The sequence below is a fragment of the Filimonas zeae genome (genome assembly GCF_014641615.1).
Taxonomy (GTDB): domain Bacteria; phylum Bacteroidota; class Bacteroidia; order Chitinophagales; family Chitinophagaceae; genus Filimonas; species Filimonas zeae.
In genome coordinates this window covers 566,663-587,443 of sequence record NZ_BMIB01000001.1, presented here as the reverse complement: position 1 = coordinate 587,443, position 20,781 = coordinate 566,663, and the positions used below count along the sequence as shown (strand labels likewise).

At 47.3% G+C, this 20,781-nt stretch carries 21 protein-coding genes; 15 read left to right on the top strand and 6 right to left on the bottom strand.

Annotated elements, in window-relative coordinates; genetic code table 11:
- Positions 1-21: 21 nt before the first annotated feature.
- From IEY13_RS02485 to hmpA, 13 genes are all read left to right on the top strand, one after another.
- Complete coding sequence (locus tag IEY13_RS02485; RefSeq protein WP_229687682.1) at positions 22-2,145, top strand: cbb3-type cytochrome c oxidase subunit I; 2,124 nt, start codon at positions 22-24, stop codon at positions 2,143-2,145.
- A gap of 17 nt (positions 2,146-2,162) precedes the next feature.
- Positions 2,163-3,167: a cbb3-type cytochrome c oxidase subunit II gene (locus IEY13_RS02480; protein ID WP_188950348.1), complete on the top strand. Its 1,005-nt coding sequence runs from the start codon at positions 2,163-2,165 to the stop codon at positions 3,165-3,167.
- Positions 3,168-3,170: 3 nt separating this feature from the next.
- Entirely contained in the window at positions 3,171-3,431 is a 261-nt protein-coding gene (locus tag IEY13_RS02475; protein ID WP_188950346.1) for a hypothetical protein, read from the top strand.
- The gene (locus IEY13_RS02470; RefSeq protein WP_188950344.1) at positions 3,431-3,832 is read left to right on the top strand and encodes a cytochrome C; all 402 of its coding nucleotides are present in this window, start codon (positions 3,431-3,433) and stop codon (positions 3,830-3,832) included. The genes IEY13_RS02475 and IEY13_RS02470 overlap by 1 nt, the downstream gene beginning before the upstream one ends.
- 2 nt (positions 3,833-3,834) lie before the next feature.
- Complete coding sequence (locus tag IEY13_RS02465; RefSeq protein ID WP_188950342.1) at positions 3,835-4,308, top strand: hemerythrin domain-containing protein; 474 nt, start codon at positions 3,835-3,837, stop codon at positions 4,306-4,308.
- Between the two features lie 461 nt (positions 4,309-4,769).
- Positions 4,770-4,946: a hypothetical protein gene (locus IEY13_RS02460; protein WP_188950339.1), complete on the top strand. Its 177-nt coding sequence runs from the start codon at positions 4,770-4,772 to the stop codon at positions 4,944-4,946.
- 110 nt (positions 4,947-5,056) lie between these two features.
- On the top strand, positions 5,057-5,689 hold the full coding sequence (locus IEY13_RS02455; RefSeq protein WP_188950337.1) for a DUF4200 domain-containing protein: 633 nt from the start codon (positions 5,057-5,059) through the stop codon (positions 5,687-5,689).
- Positions 5,690-5,701: 12 nt separating this feature from the next.
- Positions 5,702-6,694: a hypothetical protein gene (locus tag IEY13_RS02450; protein ID WP_188950335.1), complete on the top strand. Its 993-nt coding sequence runs from the start codon at positions 5,702-5,704 to the stop codon at positions 6,692-6,694.
- Positions 6,695-6,736: 42 nt separating this feature from the next.
- The gene (locus IEY13_RS30085) at positions 6,737-8,503 is read left to right on the top strand and encodes an OmpA family protein (RefSeq protein ID WP_229687681.1); all 1,767 of its coding nucleotides are present in this window, start codon (positions 6,737-6,739) and stop codon (positions 8,501-8,503) included.
- Between the two features lie 71 nt (positions 8,504-8,574).
- Positions 8,575-9,345, top strand: a complete 771-nt coding sequence (locus IEY13_RS02440) for an ABC transporter permease (protein ID WP_188950333.1) — start codon at positions 8,575-8,577, stop codon at positions 9,343-9,345.
- A gap of 2 nt (positions 9,346-9,347) precedes the next feature.
- Positions 9,348-10,142, top strand: a complete 795-nt coding sequence (locus IEY13_RS02435; RefSeq protein WP_188950330.1) for an ATP-binding cassette domain-containing protein — start codon at positions 9,348-9,350, stop codon at positions 10,140-10,142.
- 137 nt (positions 10,143-10,279) lie between these two features.
- Positions 10,280-10,687, top strand: coding sequence for an RrF2 family transcriptional regulator (locus IEY13_RS02430; protein WP_229687680.1), 408 nt, complete (start codon positions 10,280-10,282; stop codon positions 10,685-10,687).
- A gap of 67 nt (positions 10,688-10,754) precedes the next feature.
- Positions 10,755-11,954, top strand: a complete 1,200-nt coding sequence (gene hmpA / locus IEY13_RS02425; RefSeq protein ID WP_188950327.1) for an NO-inducible flavohemoprotein — start codon at positions 10,755-10,757, stop codon at positions 11,952-11,954.
- A 36-nt stretch (positions 11,955-11,990) separates the two neighbouring features.
- On the opposite strand, the gene IEY13_RS02420 is transcribed toward hmpA, so the two are convergent.
- The 5 genes from IEY13_RS02420 to IEY13_RS02400 all read right to left on the bottom strand — a co-directional run bounded on the left by IEY13_RS02420 (position 11,991) and on the right by IEY13_RS02400 (position 18,577).
- Positions 11,991-12,233, bottom strand: a complete 243-nt coding sequence (locus tag IEY13_RS02420) for a hypothetical protein (protein WP_188950325.1) — start codon at positions 12,231-12,233, stop codon at positions 11,991-11,993.
- Positions 12,234-12,272: 39 nt separating this feature from the next.
- A complete protein-coding gene (locus IEY13_RS02415) occupies positions 12,273-12,881 on the bottom strand; it encodes a hypothetical protein (RefSeq protein WP_188950323.1) in 609 nt (202 codons plus the stop codon).
- 8 nt (positions 12,882-12,889) lie between these two features.
- Positions 12,890-13,048 (bottom strand): hypothetical protein, encoded by a 159-nt coding sequence (locus IEY13_RS02410; RefSeq protein ID WP_188950321.1) that lies wholly within the window; start codon positions 13,046-13,048, stop codon positions 12,890-12,892.
- A gap of 179 nt (positions 13,049-13,227) precedes the next feature.
- Complete coding sequence (locus IEY13_RS02405; protein WP_229687679.1) at positions 13,228-16,125, bottom strand: exo-beta-1,4-galactosidase; 2,898 nt, start codon at positions 16,123-16,125, stop codon at positions 13,228-13,230.
- 10 nt (positions 16,126-16,135) lie between these two features.
- A complete protein-coding gene (locus IEY13_RS02400; protein ID WP_188950317.1) occupies positions 16,136-18,577 on the bottom strand; it encodes a beta-galactosidase in 2,442 nt (813 codons plus the stop codon).
- 133 nt (positions 18,578-18,710) lie between these two features.
- Between IEY13_RS02400 and IEY13_RS02395 the strand changes: the two genes are divergently transcribed.
- Entirely contained in the window at positions 18,711-19,601 is an 891-nt protein-coding gene (locus tag IEY13_RS02395; RefSeq protein ID WP_188950314.1) for an AraC family transcriptional regulator, read from the top strand.
- A gap of 98 nt (positions 19,602-19,699) precedes the next feature.
- Here the strand turns inward: IEY13_RS02395 and IEY13_RS02390 are convergent, their stop codons facing one another.
- Positions 19,700-20,296, bottom strand: coding sequence for an FMN-dependent NADH-azoreductase (locus tag IEY13_RS02390; protein ID WP_188950312.1), 597 nt, complete (start codon positions 20,294-20,296; stop codon positions 19,700-19,702).
- A gap of 104 nt (positions 20,297-20,400) precedes the next feature.
- On the opposite strand from IEY13_RS02390, the gene IEY13_RS02385 reads away from it, so the two are divergent.
- Complete coding sequence (locus IEY13_RS02385) at positions 20,401-20,769, top strand: winged helix-turn-helix transcriptional regulator (RefSeq protein WP_188950310.1); 369 nt, start codon at positions 20,401-20,403, stop codon at positions 20,767-20,769.
- The last annotated feature ends 12 nt before the right edge of the window (positions 20,770-20,781 follow it).

Genomic DNA, 20,781 nt, shown 5'->3' with positions numbered 1-20,781 from the left:
CGCTTTAAACCCCTTCCTTTTATGAGCTTATCGCAACCGATACGGCAAACTATGCTGTATGGCTTCGCCTGCCTGTTACTGCCCGCATCAGCGTATGCCAACCCGCTGTTGCAGCAAACCAGCCTTTCTGCACAAAGCCATGGATTACTGCTGGCAGCACTGGTGGCTGCAGGTATTATGTTTCTGGTAGCCTTGTATTTATTGTGGAGTATTACCAGACTCAACAGCCAGGTAAGAGAACAAAAAAAGCCACACCGCCGCGAGCGCTTCCGCGATTACCTCAACCTGCTCAACAGCGAACAGATACAGAAAATACTACGCATAAAAAAGCTGCCTCTGCTGGCGGGCCTGTTACTGTACGGCTCCTCGTGCTTTGCACAACAGACAACTGTAGTACGCAAGCTGATAAACGACCCCGGCATTATCATTACCATTCTATTAATTATGCTGCCACTGCTGGCAGGCATAGCCATTATGGCGATAAAAGTGCTGAACCTGCTGCAACAGCAACGGAATGAAAACAACAGGCGCGAAGCCGGTGAGTTTGCCAACTACCTGCAAAACGAGGCAGATGAAGCAACCCTGCAAACACTGCGCGACAGACAGGCAGCGCTGGACTATCGTTTATCGGGCCAGGAGCTTACCGGCTCAGGTGCACCCAAAGACAACCGCGGCCTCATTACCTATATCAACCATGAAGAACACCTGCCCTTCTTTGCTACCAAAAAGAAAGCCATCAAAAGGCCAGACATAGATACTGCACTTTCCCGCCTGGTGGTAGCTTTTATTGTATGTGCCGCTGCCTGGCTGGTTATAGGCACTTCTGTAGGTGAATACGTAGGTATTAAGTTTGTATCGCCCGATGCAGACCATATCAGCTGGCTCAGCTTTGGCAGGTTGCGCCCGGTGCATACCAATACGGTATTCTGGGGCTGGGCCTCGCTGGCTATGCTGGGGCTGGGTTATTACATTATACCTACCGTTAGCAATACAAAGCTGTACAGCATTAAATGGGGCTGGTATGCGCTTATACTCATTAACCTGGCAGTAATCACAGGCAACATCTGTCTTATGGCCGGCATTAACAATGCCGGTGGCGAATACCGGGAATATACATGGCCTGTAATGGCGCTGTTTGGTATAGGCCTGGCGTTAACGCTGGCCAACTTTTTTAAAACCATTGCACGCCGCACCACACACGAAATTTATATATCGGGCTGGTATATAGTAGCCGCTATTATGTTTGCCCTGGTAATAACGCTGGTAGCGTATTTGCCCTGGTGGCAGAACGGCCTGGGCGAAACCATTGTACAGGGCTATTACATGCACATGGGTGTAGGTATGTGGTTCATGTTCTTTACGCTGGGCATTGTATACTATTTTCTGCCACAACAACTCAACAAGCCTATCTACTCCTATAGCCTGGGTATACTGGCCTTCTGGGCGCAGATATTCTTTTATACCGTAATAGGCACGCACCACTTTGTATTCAGTTCCATTCCCTGGTGGTTACAAACCACCGCTATTGTAGGTAGTATAGGCATGATTATTCCGGTAGGGGCAGGCTTTACCAACTTTATCATGACCTTCAAAGGCATGTGGCATAAAGTGGCTGACAGCTACACCCTACCCTTCTTTCTTACCGGTATTGTATTCTACCTTACCGGATCGCTCCAGGGTACAGCAGAAGCCTTCCGCAGCACCAACCTGTTGTGGCATTTTACCGATTTTACGGTAGCCCACTCGCACCTTACCATGTATGGCATCATCTGCTTTTTTGCATGGGCTGCTATTTATGCAGTGCTGCCACGGCTTACCGGCAAAGAGGCACCGCATGCTACTATAGGTGCGCACTTCTGGCTGGCACTGGTAGGCCTGTTGTTCTACACCATTCCATTAATGTACGGCAGCACCCTGCGCGGTTTGTTATGGATGGATGGAAAGCCTTTTATAGAAAGCGTGGTAATGATGGCCCCCTATTGGCTGTGGCGCGCCATAGGTGGTAGCCTTATGTGGTTATCGCACCTGTTTTTTGCCTACAACATTTATAAAATGCTGGATAAAAAAGCCACTGTGGATATTGCCGCCACCGCAGTAGCTAAACTGGAAAAAGAATATCAGCAGGCACCCACCCCTATTCAATAAGCACAAGCAAACACCTCATGGAATTTTTTAACAATCATAAAAAGCTATTCGGTACAGCCCTGCTGCTGTTTGTATTCCTCACTATTATAGTGGCCATACTGCCAGCCATGCAGAACGAACGTAAAAACAAACTGCTGCCGGGTGCAGAGCCGCTTACTGCCGATGCAGCAAAAGGTAAAGAACTGTTTATTGCCAATGGTTGCGTGGCCTGCCATACCCAGCAGGTACGCAATGTAGAAATGGATAAAACCTGGGGCAGCCGCCCTTCTATAGCAGCCGACTATGCAGGCAGCCGCCGTACAGATGTATGGCGTAACACCGCTACCCTTATGGGTACAGAGCGTACCGGGCCAGACCTTACCACTATTGGTACCCGGCAACCTTCTGCTGAATGGCAGCTTACCCACCTGTACAACCCGCGCATACTGGTAGAAGCATCGGTAATGCCCGCCTACCCATGGCTATTTACCGTAAAGCCACAACCCGGTATGGGCGAAGTAGCCGTGAGTGTGCCGGAAGGTTATGTTGCAAAAGGGCAGAAAGTAATAGCCACCCGCGAAGCATTACAGCTGGTAGCCTACCTGGCCTCTTTAAAACAAACTACATTGCCCGATGGCGCTGCTACCCCTGAATTTTTATATAAGAGAACTGTTAAGGCCGAAGGCGGTGCCGCCACTGCTGAACTGGATGGAGAGGCACTGTATGTAGCCAATTGCCAGGCCTGCCATCAACCCAATGGCGAAGGGTTACCAGGCGCTTTTCCTCCGTTGAAAGGCAGTAAGATTGTACTGGACGACAATGTGGAATTAATGATAAGCATTATTATGAATGGTTACGAAGGCCGTATAAAAGAAGGCTATGGCCCCATGCCTGCAGTGGGTGTAAACAACCAACTTACACCCGAAGAAGTAACCGCCATTATGAACCACGAAAAATCCAGCTGGGGCAATGGCGCTAAAAAGGTAGACCTGGAGCAGGTAAAAAAAGTACTCAGCACTTTAAAAGCACCCGAACAACCATAGCGTATGAAAAAGTATTGGTTACTGGCAGTATCTGCTACTGCATACAACATAGCCGCCGCCTGCAATGCCTGCCAGAAGCAGCAACCAAAGCTGCTGAAAAACATTACACATGGCACAGGGCCAGACAGCAACTGGGATTACCTGATTGTAAGCATAGCCGCCGTAATAGTGCTGTTTACGCTGTACTACTCTGTTAAATGGCTTATACGCCCAGGTGAGCAATCGCCATCCCATATTAAGCAACTTGTAATAACCCAACCATAATGGAAGACGGAAGCAAAGTATTTATATTCATTGATAATGAAAGCCAGCCCGTAGCCAGCTTTACCGCACCGGTACATTTTGAACTGGATACCCGCAAACTAACCGATGGCCAGCACGAGCTGAAGATTGTAAGCCGCTCTACCAACGGCCGGGAAGGCATACGTAAAATTCCGTTTACGGTAAAGAACGGGCCGGATATATCCATTGAAGGCTTACATGAAAACGCAGTGGTAGATGGCATTGTACCGTTAATGATTAACGCTTACAGCAAAGGCGATCAAACCCGCTTCTTAATCAGGGGCAGCGAAACACCACAAAGCATCCCCTCCTGGTTATGGGTACTGGTGCTGGGTGTGGGTGTATGGGTATTATATTATTTCATAGCTTATATCGTTTCATAAACATGTCTGCAACGCCTATAAAAAGAGCGCCCGAACTACAGTACCTGAGTCACCAGCACCACCAGGTATTAATTGTTTGCTGGAAAATAAGGGCCGGCCTGGCCAAACCCGGCGCTATAGCATCTTTACAAAAATTCGTTATCTATTTCTACCGGCATTACCTGCTTCCACATTTTGCGGTAGAAGAAGCCCACCTGTATCCATTACTGGGCAACCATCATCCGCTTATTCAGCAGGCACTGGCAGAACATCGCCAGCTACAGCAAATACTGGACAATCTAAGCCTGGCACCTGAACAATATACATTGCTGGAGCAGCTGCTTACACAACACATACGCTTTGAAGAACGGGTATTGTTTAACGAAATTCAGCAACAGGCTACACCGGAACAACTACAGGCTATTGCTGCTGCCAATACCGGAACTGACAAAGGATTTGTATCTATTGAGCAGTGGGAAGATAAATTCTGGGAGTAACCACTCATCCATTCATCCTTTACCACCGGCGCGGCAACAAAACCGCGCCTTTTAACACAATGGGCTGATAATAACCCCATTAGCCGCCACGGAAACTAACAAACTAACACCCGTTTATCCTCCTATACCCACCCTCATCCTTGATTTCAACCGCATATAATTCGCTTTTTACCATTGGTGAGACAAAATAACCGCTCATATCAGTATCTGTTAAAGGATGTCAAACCCGCATATATCTTTACATCCTCAATCAAACAGGAGTCAATCTCCACGCAAAATGAACAACAATCGGGATTATTTATTCAATAGCCCGCCTTCACAGACGGTTACAACAACCACCGGAAATCTCCACTCTGTAAAACAAATACATACAGTACAGGATTTAACGTAGTTGCAATAGCGGCTTCGCAGAGATGCTTCTCTGGGTTTTATTCTTAACGTACTATTTATTCCATTCAACAATGAAAGGACTAATACGGTTTACCGTATGGATGACCGTACCGGCTATCCTGATAAGCTATTGCGTATGCAAAAGAATGCACACGCATGCCGGGCATCTACCAAAAAAAGATGCAGGTATAGACTCCATCCGTGAGGCAGTGTTCGGCTTAAACCGTGTACTGATCCGCTTCGCGTAACTACTGTTATCAAAAACAACATGGGCAATGTAAAAAAGCAACCACAGGTTGTAAGGGCGGAGCTATGTCCGTAAGTAACCATCATTTTTTCAACTGTAAATAAACCAAACATGGCCTCATTGGGAAAAAAGATACTGTCGGCCTTTGTAGACATGGACGACAGTACACCAACAGAACCGGCACCTGCTGCAACACAGCACGTAAGCCGGCCGCACACCGCTGTACCACAGGCACCGCCTGCCGGTACAGATAACGGCAGCAGCAAATTCAGCGAACACTTTAACCGGTTGTTTGCCGATGCCAACCTGCCCGGCCCGGACTACTACGAGTTTTGGAAGATGACAGAAGCTATGCAGGCAATAGCCGATGAAAAAGCACGCTTTTGCGCAGCCTTTGCAGGGCTGCAGGTACAGGGCCTGGATAAGCAGAAACTATTGTCCTCTGCCCAGCAGTACCTGCAGATACTGGAAGCAGATGCCGCTGCCTTTAACAACACCATTGACCAGACACTGCTGGAAAAGGTGCAAAGCCGTAAAAAGGAGATGGCCGGAACGCAGGAGAAAATTCAGCAGCTGAGCCAGGAGATCATCCGCCTGCAGCAACATACAGAAGTGCTTACGCAGGAAATAGCCGCCAACGAAGCCAAAATAGAAAGCAGTACTGCAGGCTATGCCACTGCACTGGCAGCCAGTAAAAACAAAATACTGCAGAACATAGATAAAATATATACGCACATATCTTAAAAACCATCAACCATGAATCAATCACTGAGCAAGGCCGCTAAACCAGGCTGGCTATCCGAACCTAAAAACATAGCCACCGGCGTGGTAGCCCTCTCCCTTTTTGTAAGCCTGGGTTATGCCTTTGCCACCTATGTACTGCCGTGGCTGGTTACCGTTACCTGGAACCTGATTAACCTGGTAGCAGGCGGCATAATACTGGCCTTTTTGCTGATGTTGTTTACCAGCAAAAAGTTCTGGCGGGCCTTAAAATACTTTTCGGAGTTTATTGCCAACTATACCATTGGCCTGGCAATAGAACTGAACCCTTTTGCCATACTACAGGCAAAGATTGATCAGGGGCAGGAAGACAGAAACACCCTGTTTAAACAAACCGCACGTTTAAAAGGCAAGCAAAGCGAACTGATGGATAAGCTGAGCGATAAAGAGAAAGAACTACAGCTGAACATTCAGAAAGTAAAAATTCTACAGGCAGAAAAAAGCAGCAACCGCCAGCTGGATTTGTATGCCAACAACGTAATACGTTGCCGGGAATATATTGACAATGTTACCCCTATTGTAGGCGACCTGAACAAGCTGGTAACTTTTGCAGACGCGGCCTATGACGAAAGCGGTATTATGCTGGAAGACGCAAAGCTGGACCTGGAAGCCAAGAAAGACCTCTACTATTCTGTAACCACCGGCCTTTCCGCTGTAAGCAGTGCTATGAAAGCGTTTAAGGGTGATGACGATCTGAACCGCGATGCAGAGCAGGCACTGGCGATACTGAAAGTGCGTATAGGCGAAAAAATAGGCCACATAAAATCGGCCATAGATGTTACCTCCCGCTTTATGGACGATAAGGTACTGGAAGACAAAGCCAGGAGCGCCCAGGCCCTGGAACTGATTAACGGCTTTGATGTACAGTCAGATTTCAACTATACCCAATCGGCCCTGCACCAAAACAGCAACAGTGGCAGACTGGGCGATGTAAACGTACAGGACCGCTACAGAGGCTTATTAGACTAACCCGCATAAACATTTATACAAATACACTAAACCAAACATACCATGGCACTTAAATTAAAACCCGCAGGAAAATTAGTTATTATTATAGCCGTTGTAGCCACAGGCATAGCAGGCGTAAGATGGTACCAGAGCCGCCCCAAACAGGTAGCCGCTTCTACCGAAGTAGGTAAAGTAACCTTACCCAATGCCCCCGAACCTTCGCTCAGCAGCAATGCCGTATTGCTGCCCTTACCTGGCAGCAACCCCGCAGAAAACGGAGGCACTTCTATTACCTGGCTGCGCATGGCCTGGAACAGCCAGTTCTCTGCCTACTACGCCAATGGCGGTGTACATACCACACAGGGCTCTCTGTTTGATAAAGCAAAACTGAATATTACTTATGTAAGGCAGGATGACTGTAACAAACAAATGGCCGACCTGGTAAAGTTTGCACAGGAGTATAAAAACAACCAGGCTACGCCCGGCGTGCTTATTACTTTTATGGGCGATGGTATGCCCGCTTTTATGACATCACTGTCCAAAGAGCTGGAGCCACTGGGCGCCGAATACCAGCCCGTTATCATACCCGTTACCCACGGTAAATCGTATGGCGAAGATCAGGTAATGGGCCCTCAATCCTGGAAGGCCGATCCTAAAACAGCCCTTGGCAAATGCGTAGCCGGTGTGTTACGCGATGGTGATATCAATATTTTATTAAAATGGGCGGGCGATAATGGCTTAAAAGTAAACCCCGACGAAACCACCTACGATGCCACTGCTATTAATCTGATAGCCGCCAGCGATTTTCTGGATGCACCCAATAAATACATAGCCGGCTATACAGAAAGCCGCAAAATAGTGCGCGATGGCAAAACCACCGGCAAGGATACCACGGTAGGCGTAGATGGTGTTGCCACCTGGACACCCGGCGATGTAAACATATCTGTTAAAAAAGGGGGCCTGGTTACCATTGCCAATACCCGGCAGTATGCCTCACAAATGCCCAACCAAACCATTGCCATTAAAAAATGGGCTTACGACCACAGAACCGATATTGAAAACATGATTATAGCCCTGGCACAGGCAGGCGACCAGGTACGTTCTTTTAACGAGGCCAAAGCTTTTGCCGCCCAGGTAAGTGCCGACCTTTATAAAGAACAGGATGCCGCCTACTGGTTAAAATACTATAACGGCGTAGAAGAAAAAGACATACAGGGCCTGAAAGTAAGCCTGGGTGGTTCTATGGTATTTAACCTGCAGGATATGGCCAATACCTACGGCCTGGGCAGTGATAAAATTGACCGCTATAAAGCCGTGTACAACACCTTTGGTAACCTGATGGTAAAAATGTATCCCACGCTTATGCCGTCCTTTATGCCTTACGAAAAAGCAGTAGATAAATCCTTCCTCTTCTCTGTATTATCTAACCACCCCGAACTGCTGGAAGGCAAGGCCATTGAAACCAGGTACGCATCAGAAATTACTTCGGAAGTTTCTTCCCGTTCCTACAGCATAGAGTTTGAAACCGGCTCTGCCAATATCCGCACTTCTTCTTACAAACTGCTGGATGAAATATTTGAATCAGCCGTGGTAGCAGAAGGTTTAAAGCTGGGCGTATACGGCCATACAGATAACAATGGTTCTGACGCTATTAACCTGCCTTTATCTGAAAAACGTGCCAACGCCGTAAAAGCCTACCTGCTTAAAAAGGGCATGGCCGATAACCGTATGGAGGCAAAAGGCTACGGCGCTGCCCGCCCGGTAGCAGATAACAGCACAGAAGCCGGTAAAAAGCAAAACAGAAGAGTAGAAATAGTGCTTGGCCAGTAAGTAATATATACAACAGCTGCACTGGTTGCAGCTGTTGTGCCTGCAACCACCCTACGCTAATAATTATCAGCATGAAAAAAATACTTCAACCATTTGCCTGCGTTAGCAGACAAACACTAACCATTCTGATAATAGTACAAACTATTATGGTGCTGGGCTGGTGGCATTTTTCTGCCAACGGGCTTATGCCCGCACCCGGCAGGGTAACCGTTGCACTGGCAGAGCTATCTGCCTCCAGCCAGCTGTGGGATAACATACTCACCTCCCTTATGCTTACCATTAAAGCCATGTTGTATGCTATTATTATTACCCTGCTTATTTCATGGCTTTCAGTAATACCCTTTTTTAAAAGCCTGGCGCAGGTAATGGTAAAATGCCGTTACCTGACGTTAGCAGGTTTAATATTCGTATTTACGCTGCTTACCCAAAACGGCGCAACCTTAAAGCTGTGGTTGCTGATAGCGGGAATTGTTCCCTTTTTTGTTACTTCTTTTTTATCCGTAATTGTGAATATTCACCAGCAGGAGTACGACCTGTGCAAAACCCTTGGTTATAACAACTGGCGCACTTTACATGAAGTAATTATAGTAGGCAAGGCAGACAAAGTGCTTGAAATTATACAGCAGAACTTTGCCATTGCCTGGCTGATGATTACCATGGTAGAAGGTGTTAGTATGAGTGAAGGTGGCATAGGAACCCTGCTTATTAAATACAACAAGTATAACGACCTTACCAAAGTACTGGCACTGCAGATAGTAATATTTCTGCTCGGCCTGCTGTTCGACTATCTGCTATCCGTAACACGCCTATGGCTGTTTCCCTACATCCGCAAAACAAAATAGTTATGACAGAATATACCAGAAAGCAGCAACTGCTGCATGCAGATAATGTATGCCTCAGCTATGGCCACAAACCCGTGCTGCACAACATCAATTTCAGCATCCGCAATATTGTAAGGCCTGGTGTACAACAGGGGCAGGTAGTATCGCTGTTGGGCCGCTCAGGCATTGGTAAAACACAGCTGTTCCGGCTGCTGGCCGGTTTGCAGCAACCTACCAGCGGCAGCATTACCATTAATGGTAACAAACAGGTGCAGGCGGGTGATATGGGTGTGGTGTTTCAACACTACTATCTGTTTGAATGGAAAACCATTCAGCAGAGCTTATATATGGCAGCACACCAGAACCCCGCTATAAAAGGCAACGAAAAAGCGGCCGTTGAAAAATGGGCTGCCGACTTTGATATTACCGAGGCCCTGCCCTGCTACCCCCATCAGTTATCAGGCGGGCAGCGCCAGCGTGCCAGCATTATACAGCAGCTATTAAAAGGCAGCAGCTTTCTGTTGTTTGATGAGCCTTTCTCTGGCCTGGATGTATGTGTACTGGATAAAGTGGTAAACATGCTGCTGCAGGTATCTGTATCAGATGAATTAAAAACGCTGATTATAGTATCGCACGATATTGAAACCAGCGTAGCCATATCTGATACCGTATTTATTCTGGGCAAAGAACCCGGCGAACCCGGAGCCACTATTAAAAAAGAGATAGACCTGATAGAAAGAGATCTTGCCTGGCAGAAGGATATACGCCGCCAGAAAGCTTTTATAGATACACTGGAAGAAATTAAAGCCACCCTGTAAATCCGCAGTATGCAACAGAAAGCTATACGCGCTCCACCACAATAAAAGACATTTTAGTCTTTTATTAAATCTTTCCCCTTACCTTTGCGCTACAATATCCTTACATGGGCGTCTTTTCCAAAACATCAGAATATGCAATGCGCGCAGTGTTTTACATTGCACACCGCACCACCGATGGCTCCCGTGTAGGTATTAAGGAAATAGCAGAACAGGTAGATTCGCCCGAACATTTCCTGGCTAAAATTCTGCAGGATCTGAGCCGCAAAGGTTTAATACAATCTACCAAAGGCCCCAACGGTGGCTTTTATATAGATGACCAGAGCCTGAAACGCCCGTTGGCAGATATTATTAAAGCATTGGATGGCGATGATATTTTTACCGGTTGCGGCATGGGCTTATCTCAATGCTCCGAAAAAAATCCCTGTCCGCTGCACAAAGAATTTAAAAAAGTACGCAATCAATTATCCCGCATGCTGCTTACTACTACCATAGGGCAGTTTAATAAAGATTTACTGGCCGGACACCTGAGCCTGAAAAAGGAGTAGCTTTTTTTAACCAAATAAAGGATAAAAAGGTCTTTATATATTCATTCAATATCTTAAATACAATCGCATGACAACAGCACAAAAAGAACTGGTGAAAGCAACGGTACCTGTTTTAAAAGAGAATGGTGTGTTATTAACTGCGCATTTTTATAAACGCATGTTTACACACAACCCTGAGCTGAAGCATATGTTTAATATGGGTAACCAGCAAAATCAGAAACAACAGACAGCCCTGGCAATGGCAGTGCTGGCCTATGCGGAACATATTGAAAACCCATCGGTATTGCTTCCCGTACTGGATAGCATTGGACAAAAGCATACCAGCCTTAGCATACGCCCCGAGCATTATAATATAGTAGGCCACCACCTGCTCAACTCCATTGCAGAAGTACTGGGCAATGCTGCCACACCAGAACTGTTAAACGCCTGGAAGGCCGCCTACCTGCAACTGGCAGAATTAATGATAGGCCAGGAAAGTAAACTCTACCACCAGCAGGTAAGTAAAACAGGTGGATGGACGGGATGGCGCCCTTTTGTACTGAAACAGAAAGTAGAAGAGTCCGCAGAAATCACCTCCTTTTACCTCTACCCTTCTGACAACGGGCCTATTGCACCCTTTACACCCGGCCAGTACATAAGCGTACGTTTGTTTCTGCCCGAATTAAACCTGCTGCAGCCGCGCCAGTACAGCCTGTCTGCCGCGCCCAATGGTAAATACTACCGAATTAGCGTAAAAAGAGAGATAGGCAGTGTACACCCGGATGGAATGATTAGCAACAGACTGCACGATCATGTAAAGGAAGGAGATATTATTGAGGCATCAGCGCCGGCGGGCAATTTTGTTCTCAACGCAGCCGGCCATCACCCCGTGGTACTTATCAGCGGCGGTGTAGGCCAGACACCGTTAATAAGCATGCTGGAAAGTCTTATACATACCGGTAACACACAATCCGTTACCTGGATACATGGCTGTCGCAACCAGCAGGTACATGCGTTTCAGCAGCAGGTAGCTGCGTGGACACAAAAACATTCCCATGTTAAACAGCATCTGTTTTATAACCAGCACAATAATGAAGCAAACATAAACGCAGGAGTAGTGGAGCTGGATGTATTAGGAGCAGATATACTGGAAGAAAACACGCAATATTATATATGCGGCCCGGCTGGTTTTATTAACAAACACTACCAGTATCTTACCGCACGCGGCATACAAAAAGAAGCCATCTTTTTTGAAGAGTTTGGGCCTGCTTCATTACAACTGAATTAGTACCCCTATGTTTACACCATCAGTCTGCCGGAAAGTTTATTCACCGGCAGGCTGCTTTGTATCTGCTGCCTCATCCTGCACTTCTTTAGCCGCCTGGCATATTTCGTAATACTCCAGTGGCAGGGCAGCATCTGCTATTACCTGTACCGTATGGGGAGATATACAACGCATCACCTGCTTAATATCTTCTTTATCATCAAACGTATCCAATAATTTTAATACACTTTCTGTTAACGCAGCAATGGCGTTACCCTGCGAAACCCGCTTTATTTCATGCATACCTGCCAACCGTTATAGCCGGGCGCAAATAAAAGCTATTCAGAGATGTTTGGCAAGAAAAACTGTTTGTACGGGCCTGTTGGCCGAGAGTTGGTGTACACGGTAAATAAGATAGGCCGATATAGCGCCGCCCATAAGGCATACCCCCATTTCTCCTATCTGTTGAATCAGCAGCCAGTAAGCGCCCACCGTGCGCGGGTTGGCATACTTTAAGGTAACAGCCTGGTAGTAGCAGTACAGGGTTAATGCCAGTACAATTACCAGCTCAACCATATAAATACCCACCGCTTCAAAAAGCGATACTTCTTTCTCGGTTTTTTGCATTCCCAGCCCTTCTTCCAGAAAATGGTAAAAACGGGCGTAATCTTCTTCGTCAGGAAATATAAATGTGCAGCAATTAATAATATTCAGCGGCCCCCGGTAGCGCACAAAAAGCAGATTGCCATCCAGGGCGCGGGTAACAGATACCAGCGAATTATAATCAATCTGATTCCGGAAATCCTCTTTCTTAAACAGCTCCTGCCAGCCCTGCTCAAAATCCACCACATTGTAAAAGCTCCTGGCCGACAAGCGGAAGGCATCTTCCGTTGCCAGCAAAGTAGCCTTGTCCTGTCCGGCTACAGTAAAAATCTGTTGATTAAACTGCATAGTCTATATTAGTCAGCAGCGCTCCGTCTGCTTTGGATAATAACCAGTATCACAAACACCATGGCTCCTGCCTCAAAAGAGGGTAGTGTCGAAAAATGTGCCAGGCCTGCCAGCAACACACCGGTACCATCCCATAATGCAAGATAAAACAGGCGCCTGGTGGCCATACCCGTTTTTTCCGGTACCGATATCCGTTTAAACACCTAATCCGGTCAAAATTGCACTTTGCTTTGTAAGAATGCAGGTTGAGTAGTAAAACTACATTTTTTAAATGGTTAGCCATAACAAAACACGCCACCTGCATAACAAGTGGCGTGCGCCTGTAAAAACTTAACAGAACGGTAACCTATTTATGAATATTCTGGGGTTTCAGCTCATCCGGGGTATCTTTTGTAAAGCTATCCCACTTCTCTTTCGAGGGGGTGGTAAACAAATCTTTTAACACCGCAAGTTCCACACGCCCTTCAGGCGCAAAAGCCGGGGATGCCATGTATTGCTGTAAGCTATACAACAGCTGCCTGGCAGCAACGCGCCTGGTGGTATCTGTAAACAAATCAGCACTGCTAACCAGCACCTTACCATTCCCCACCCGGGCTTCTATAATCAACCCCAGTTTGCGGTTCATAAACCAGGTATCAATTGGCTGCACCAGCGGCTCAAACCCTGCCGGAAAATCTTCCAGGTGCATTACCTGTGCGCGGTGTACAATCTCCCACCATTGCAAATCGCTATAGGAAGCGGTAGGAAAATGCCGGAAAGCCGCATGAGCAGAATCCAGCAGTATACCCAGCGTATGCGGCGGGCGCATTTTAAACCAGGAAGTATTCCAGAAAACCGGTGTAAAATATTGTACTACTTCCTTACCCTTTACTACCCTGCCGGCAGCATTTAAAAACACCGTGCCTCCTTTTTGTAAAACCGCTTCCGCAGCGGCATCCAGGGTATCTGTATAATGTACATTAGCGCCAGATGCAGGCAATGTTTTGGGGTACACCCAAAAATGCCAGTCGTTGGCAAAGTGGGTACCTTTTACAGTGGTTTCCAGGGTAAGCCTCGCAGCTTCCCGCACATCTGCCAAAGCTACACGTACCATACCCAGCTGCGTGTTTTTGCCGCTATGGATAGTAGCGGGTGCAAAAGCACCTTTTTTTATAATGGCCCCTTTATCATTGCGTATCGTCCATTCCACTACCGCATTGGTAAGCGCCCTGGCACCATAGTGGTATATTTCTATGGCCGATTCAAAAGTTTCATCATTGGTATACGTAAACTTAGCAATACGACTTAACGGCACAGTAGTATTGCAGAAACGACGCCACTGCTTCGCAGATATATAACCCTTTTCCTGCCAGAAGGCATTCAGTACACCAATCAGCGCAGAGCCCTGTCCGGGAAAGTCCTGCAGCCCCAGCAGCTGAAAACCGGCACCATCAGGGGTGCGTAGCGATTTCTCTATTTCCAGCTTATAACACAAAGCCTGCAGTTTACCGGAGGCAGTAAAAAAGTCCTTCGCTTTATTGCCCATACCCTTTGCCTGTAAATGCCCCTGAAACAGTTCAAAATTGCGGGCACGCATTACACCGGTATACTTCGGAATTTCTGTAAAGTCAGGAAACACGCACCACTGCCCCATTTCATGCGTAACATACGGCATATGGAAAGCCTCAATTTTTGCCCGGTAGTCGCTCACGGTTTCCGGATGCGCACTATCCCAGTTAAGGCCGCGGGGGCCCGACTTAATCATATAATCACTGCCCGGATACAAAGGCCAGCTCATAGCTACAGATGCACCGGTATATATATGCCGTGCATCCTGCTTACGCCAGTGTTGCATATAGCTTTCCAGAAAGCCGGCCTGTTTGCGGCCCGCAGGTTCGTTAGCAGCAGCAAACAAACAGAAAGAAGCATGATTGCCATACTGCTTCATTATCCGGCCTGTTTCATCATACAAATACTGATCTATAAAACGTCCATCGCCCAGTGAGGTGCCATGGTTGGGCCAGGTAGGCCCTTCCGGCTGCAGATAAAAACCTGCCTCATCCGCAGCTGCAAAAGCAGCCTCTGGCGGGCACCAGGAGTGAAAACGGATATGATTTAAACCAAATGCCTTTGCCTGGGCAAACAGCCGCCGCCAGCTGTCAGTATCCATAGGCGGATAACCTGTTAGCGGAAACTCACAATTGTTCAGGTTACCCCGCAGATATACCTTTCTTCCGTTCACCAGTATATCCCGCCCTTCCGTACGCACCTCGCGCATACCAAACTGCGTTTGCTGCTGCTGGCGTACGCCCGCACCTTGCAGCGTTACCTGCAGCCTGTATAAAGCAGGCGAAAACTCATCCCACAACAGCATTCCTTTGCCCATGGGCAGTAGTATTTCTGTAACAGTAGTATCGTTAGCCAGTGCTTTATAACCAACAGTAACTGCTGCCGGATGATGCTTTTGCACGGTATTAAAGCTCTGTGCCTGCAGGGTTAATTTACCCTGCACCGCTAAGGCCCCCGGGTTTACAATTGCCACCTTTACAAGAGCCTTGCGCCCCGCAACATCAGGGTACACCTGTACATCGGTAATATGCAACGCGGGTAAAGCCTGCAGCATTATCTTACCCACAATACCATTCCAGTTGCCTTGGGTATGATCGCTTACACTGTGCGAATCCGGGCCAACATTCACTTCTTTAATGCGGTTATCTACCCGTATAGTAATAATATGCTCACCCGGCGCTGTTGCAGCAGGCAGCGTAAAGGCATGCATAGCAACCAGCGAGTTGTTCCTGCCCATTTCCACACCATCTATCCAGGCAGTGGTTTGTATATGGCTGCGTTCCAGTATCAGTTGTACGTACCGCTGCGTCCATCCTGCAGGCAGGGTTATTTTTTTCTGGTACCACGCCACGCCCACATAATGTTTTACAGGTGTAAGCCAGAAAGGTATTTTAACATGGCCCGGCTGCCGGAAAGCCGCGTAGGCTGAGCGGAAAAAGAACGAACTGTCGTAAATAGTACCCGTCCATTGGGTTTGCAGGGTTACTTCATCGCCTTTTCCGTTGCTGGCCATGGAGCCAGGCAGCTGAATACTATCGGGCAGTACCCGCCTGAACCATTGTTCGGCAACGCCTTTATCGGTGCTGTCTGTAGCAAAACGCCACACACCGGCAAGCGACAAGTCCTGACCATACGCAGGCATTGCCCACAAAAACACAATACACAACAACAGTTTTCTGAAATACAATACCGGCATACAACAACTTTTAAAATTTAATACGCGTGGCATACTGTGGCACCAGCGTAATACCATTTACGGTAAGATAGCTTTTGGCATTACCAAAAGCAGGAATATACTGCGGATAAGGCTGCAAATCCAGCAGATAGGTGGCATTCGGCTGCATAGGCCGGAAGTACAACACCATTTCTCTGGCACCGGCCGCCACAAATTTGCGCAACCCGGTTTCCCATGGCAGCCCCTTGTAAAACTCATCCGCCACCAGCTCTCCATTTACAAACCCCATCCCGGTATCCCCCGTATAATCCACCTTCAGCAATACATCATTTACCTGCGCCGGCAGCGAATCTGGCAACTGCACCACCCGCTTTTTCTCACTTACCTTACGCGCATGTACCGGAAACGACCAGTAAGGCAACGCAATGCGGTAAGCAGCAAACGGGGTAATACTTTTGGTTACCGCTATACTGCCATTGGTTACCTGCGGCACAGTGTTAATACGCGGATATACGGCAAGATCAAACACCGGGTTGCTGTTATTAAGTAAACGAAAGCCAGCCGGCCCCTGCAATATTACTGCATCAGAAAAGAACAGATAGCGTTTTTGCTGCAGGGTAACTGTATACGCCTTTAACGCAAGCTGTTTGGTAACTACCAGCACCTCCACTTTACGGCCCCCGGTAGCAACGGTAAACACACTTACCGTATCTGTACAATTTACCAATGTACGTTTAGCCGTTCGCACTGCGGTTGAGCCATACAAACCGCTCACTTTTACGTTACCTGCAAAAGAAAACTCAGCCTTTACCCCTTCCGGCGTAAAAAACACATAACGGGGCAATGCCGCATCACCACATTGTGCAAGCAGTTGTGCGGTAGCATAGTTAAGTGGTATACCACCTTCCATCTCCATCCCAAAAGGAAAAATGGCGTTCTCTCCCTCAGGCAGGTCAAACCCACCTGTTTCGGGTATACGCACTTCACCCGTATGGGTTTTAATACGTACCTGTATTTGCTTCTGATGCTGCATAGCAGTATCATCCTGAAAATTATTCAGAAACAGAAAGCCCGAGTTTTCTTTTATACGCACCGCATAGCGCAGATCGGTAATATTATCCGGCCGCAGGTTTGCCGCGTTGGCAGGCAGCGCAGTGGTCATAGGTGCCAGCTTGTGGCCAAAATCGCGCAGGAAAAAGTGCAACAGCTTCAGCCGGTGAAAACCTTCCCGTACCTGACCATACTCGCCTATCGGAGCCTGAAAATCGTATGATATTTTTGGCAATCCATACGCCTCATCGCTCATAAAAGAACGTTCGCCCCGCGGCGTAGAACCACCATGATACATATAGTAACCGATACCATTGGCACCACTGCCCAGGCAACGGTTTATCATAGCATCCATACTCTGGTGTACCGCAATAGGCCTGCGGGTGTATACTGACATGATGCCGGAGCCCAGCTCGGCCGCAAAAGCCGGGTAATCTTCCGGATGATAACGCACCGGAGCGTAATCAGGCTTCCGGTGCATATTCTTATACAGAAAAAACGGGGAATAATCGCGCTTCGGTGTCCAGAAAGGATAGGCATAGGCAGCAGTTACCGGTAAAGATTCGTTGGGTATAATAGCCGCATTACCCCAGCCCGTAGCCGTATAAAGCGGTACATCCATACCAGCTTTTATAGCAAGCAACTTCAATTTCTTCATATGCCCGTTGCCTGATCCGGCATGGCTGTTTTTTACGTCCGAAATACCCACCCCCTCCTGCGTAACACTCAGGTCTCTTTCCGCCGCCGTCATATCCATTGGCTGCCCGGGATACGTTAAACCCCATGGGGCTGCGGAATGCTGGTACTCGTTTTCTATCTGAATACCTATAACAGGCCCATCGTTTTTATAATACAAGCCCTGCAACTGCATTCCAATCTGGTTGTATAACCGCTCTACATAAGACAGATACAGAGAATCATCCGATCGTATATTCAGGGGGCTGCCCAGCAACCAGTCCGGTAAACCGCCACTCCGTATCTCACCATGGCAAAAAGGCCCTACGCGCACAATAGCATAAATATTATGCTTTTTACACAACTCCATAAAATACCGTAAATCCTTATCGCCCTCCCAGGCAAAAACGCCCTCCTTCTCCTCATGCAGGTTCCAGAATACGTAGGTAGCAATTACATTAATGCCGCCCGCTTTCATTTTTTCAATACTCTCCTCCCAGTACATACGCGGATAGCGGGTAAAATGAAACTCACCCGTAACAGGCACCATGGGCTTGCCATCAACAGAAATATAATAGTTATTTACGGTAATGCTGCTACCGGCAGCGCTGCTGCCGCCCAGCTTCAGGTGGTGAGAATAAATGTTTACTTCCGGCACAGCAGCATCTATTTCATATACATGTTGCGCCGTGGCCTCCGTACGTAAAAACAACAAAGGCAGTAAAGCCGGTAGCCAAAAACTTTTCATATAAGCAAGTATTAACACATTGATTTATAAAGCAACAATTCAGGCTTTCAAAATAAAATCTTTTACCCGCGCCCGGCAATGGAGTAAAATCCGGTTTTGATGGACTATTTTTCGGTCTGGTAAAAACTACAGCGTGAACGGAAACATTAAAAAGAAAGAAGGTTTTCAGGGCCAGAAGGCCATTGTTATACCTAAAACGGTTATCAACAACCGGTGCGCCAGAAATGCTGTTATGGGCAATATGTATATTACCAACATAGGCTACTACCCTAAAGCCCAATACCACTACAGGGAAAGATTACATGGTGCAGATCAGCATATTCTTATTTACTGCCACGAGGGCAGCGGCAGTATACAACTGGATAAAACAGAACATCCGCTGCAGGCAGGCGACTTTTTTCTTATCCCCGGTAAAACCCGGCATGCCTACGGAGCAGACGAGCACAACCCATGGACTATTTATTGGGTACATTTTAAAGGCATTGCGGCCAATGAAATAATAGAAATGTGCAAAAAAAATAACAGATGGAAAGGGTTTGCAGGCGCAGGCGGTAAAAGCCTGGAGCTTTTTCAGGAAATATACAGTCAGCTGGAAAGAGGATATGGAACAGATACCCTGCTGTATGCCAATATGTGTTTCTGGCATTTTTTGGGTACCGTGCTTTTTCATGAAAAAGCAACAAACCCCCATGATGTAAGCAACAAAAATGCGGTAGATAAAGCCATCGATTTGTTCAGCAGTAATATTGACAAGGTGCTTACGCTGGAAGAGATTGCAGCGGCAGCCAATTTATCGCCCGCCCATTTTTCTACCATCTTCAAAAAGAAAACCGGCTTTTCGCCCATTGAATATTTCAATCATCTGAAAATACAGAAAGCCTGCCAGTACCTGCAGTTTACCAATCTACTTGTTAAAGAGATAGCCCAGGCCCTGGGCATTCAGGATCAGTATTATTTCTCCCGGCTGTTTACGCGTGTAATGGGCATATCCCCCAACGATTACCGCGAAAAACGCAATCAGTAACAACCATAAGCAGTTCCCGCATGTACTTCTATCGAAACACATGCGGGTTGCCCAATTCTTACAGTTGCCGGAAAGCATATTTATAACCTGCTGAAAAACTACAGCACTATATTCTCCAGTGCTTTTTGCATAGCCGTATCTTTCAGGTGTGGCATGTTCAGGCCTTCTGCCCGTATAACGCTAACATCCGTCATGCCCATAAAGCCCAACGTTGCACGCAGGTAACGCTCTGTAAAATCAAACTGCTGCATAGGCCCTTCAGAATACACACCGCCCGATGCTATGGCCAGGTATACCTTCTTGCCCTTTACCAGCCCTTCCGGCCCATGCTCGCTATACGAAAAGGTTTGCCCGGCACGCGCAATATGGTCAATCCAGGTTTTTAAAGTAGAAGGAATAGTGAAATTGTACATAGGCACCCCTATAACAATTACATCTGCCGATTTTAATTCTGCAATCGCTGCATCAGAATGCGCCACGGCCTCTGCCTGTTCCGCACTCCGCTGCTCCTGCGGGGTAAAAAACGATTGTAAATGAGCCTCTTCCAGATGTGGAAACGGCGTGGCTGTTAAGTTGTGATGCACCACTGCACTACCCGCATGCGCAGCCTGAAGTTTTTCTACAATGGCATTGCCCAGCTGTAAACTGTTAGAGGCGCCGCCACGGGAGCTTGAAATAAGGTGTAATATCTTCATCTTTGTCTATAATTAGGGTAGCAAAGCTATTTACGTTAACAGCCGGGCAATTGATACTATCCTTTAGGATAGTGCTATCATCCGGTATACTAAGTTTAGTGCGTATGAATACTACAGAGGAGCAAACAACAAAAGGGCATCAGAAAGAGCAATGTAAAGAACTGCAATTGCCGGTACAGGATGCACTGGATGTTCTCAACGGCAGATGGAAGCTGCCCATTCTGATAGCCATCTCTTTTCAAACCAAACGCTTCAGCGAAATATCCCGCGAAGTAAATGGCATTACCGACAGGGTATTATCTAAAGAGCTGAAAGAAATGGAGCAGAACAAAATCATCACCCGCACCGTGCGTGATGCCTTCCCGCCCATAGTGGAATATTCCATTACCCCACATGGCTTAACCCTGCATAAAATTTATGCAGAACTGGGCGAGTGGGGCGCTGCACACCGCAAACTGATTATAGGCAAATAACTACGTTATATT

Excerpts from the sequence above, each read along its gene's own strand:
- IEY13_RS02435 (WP_188950330.1), top strand. The coding sequence starts at position 9,348 with ATGACAGAATATACCAGAAAGCAGCAACTGCTGCATGCAGATAATGTA.
- IEY13_RS02465 (WP_188950342.1), top strand. The coding sequence starts at position 3,835 with ATGTCTGCAACGCCTATAAAAAGAGCGCCCGAACTACAGTACCTGAGT.
- IEY13_RS02485 (WP_229687682.1), top strand. The coding sequence starts at position 22 with ATGAGCTTATCGCAACCGATACGGCAAACTATGCTGTATGGCTTCGCC.
- IEY13_RS30085 (WP_229687681.1), top strand. The coding sequence starts at position 6,737 with ATGGCACTTAAATTAAAACCCGCAGGAAAATTAGTTATTATTATAGCC.
- IEY13_RS02460 (WP_188950339.1), top strand. The coding sequence starts at position 4,770 with ATGAAAGGACTAATACGGTTTACCGTATGGATGACCGTACCGGCTATC.
- IEY13_RS02440 (WP_188950333.1), top strand. The coding sequence starts at position 8,575 with ATGAAAAAAATACTTCAACCATTTGCCTGCGTTAGCAGACAAACACTA.
- IEY13_RS02405 (WP_229687679.1), bottom strand. The coding sequence starts at position 16,125 with ATGCCGGTATTGTATTTCAGAAAACTGTTGTTGTGTATTGTGTTTTTG.
- IEY13_RS02470 (WP_188950344.1), top strand. The coding sequence starts at position 3,431 with ATGGAAGACGGAAGCAAAGTATTTATATTCATTGATAATGAAAGCCAG.
- IEY13_RS02480 (WP_188950348.1), top strand. The coding sequence starts at position 2,163 with ATGGAATTTTTTAACAATCATAAAAAGCTATTCGGTACAGCCCTGCTG.
- IEY13_RS02410 (WP_188950321.1), bottom strand. The coding sequence starts at position 13,048 with ATGGCCACCAGGCGCCTGTTTTATCTTGCATTATGGGATGGTACCGGT.
- IEY13_RS02415 (WP_188950323.1), bottom strand. The coding sequence starts at position 12,881 with ATGCAGTTTAATCAACAGATTTTTACTGTAGCCGGACAGGACAAGGCT.
- IEY13_RS02400 (WP_188950317.1), bottom strand. The coding sequence starts at position 18,577 with ATGAAAAGTTTTTGGCTACCGGCTTTACTGCCTTTGTTGTTTTTACGT.
- IEY13_RS02455 (WP_188950337.1), top strand. The coding sequence starts at position 5,057 with ATGGCCTCATTGGGAAAAAAGATACTGTCGGCCTTTGTAGACATGGAC.
- IEY13_RS02475 (WP_188950346.1), top strand. The coding sequence starts at position 3,171 with ATGAAAAAGTATTGGTTACTGGCAGTATCTGCTACTGCATACAACATA.
- hmpA (WP_188950327.1), top strand. The coding sequence starts at position 10,755 with ATGACAACAGCACAAAAAGAACTGGTGAAAGCAACGGTACCTGTTTTA.
- IEY13_RS02385 (WP_188950310.1), top strand. The coding sequence starts at position 20,401 with ATGAATACTACAGAGGAGCAAACAACAAAAGGGCATCAGAAAGAGCAA.
- IEY13_RS02420 (WP_188950325.1), bottom strand. The coding sequence starts at position 12,233 with ATGCATGAAATAAAGCGGGTTTCGCAGGGTAACGCCATTGCTGCGTTA.
- IEY13_RS02450 (WP_188950335.1), top strand. The coding sequence starts at position 5,702 with ATGAATCAATCACTGAGCAAGGCCGCTAAACCAGGCTGGCTATCCGAA.
- IEY13_RS02390 (WP_188950312.1), bottom strand. The coding sequence starts at position 20,296 with ATGAAGATATTACACCTTATTTCAAGCTCCCGTGGCGGCGCCTCTAAC.
- IEY13_RS02430 (WP_229687680.1), top strand. The coding sequence starts at position 10,280 with ATGCGCGCAGTGTTTTACATTGCACACCGCACCACCGATGGCTCCCGT.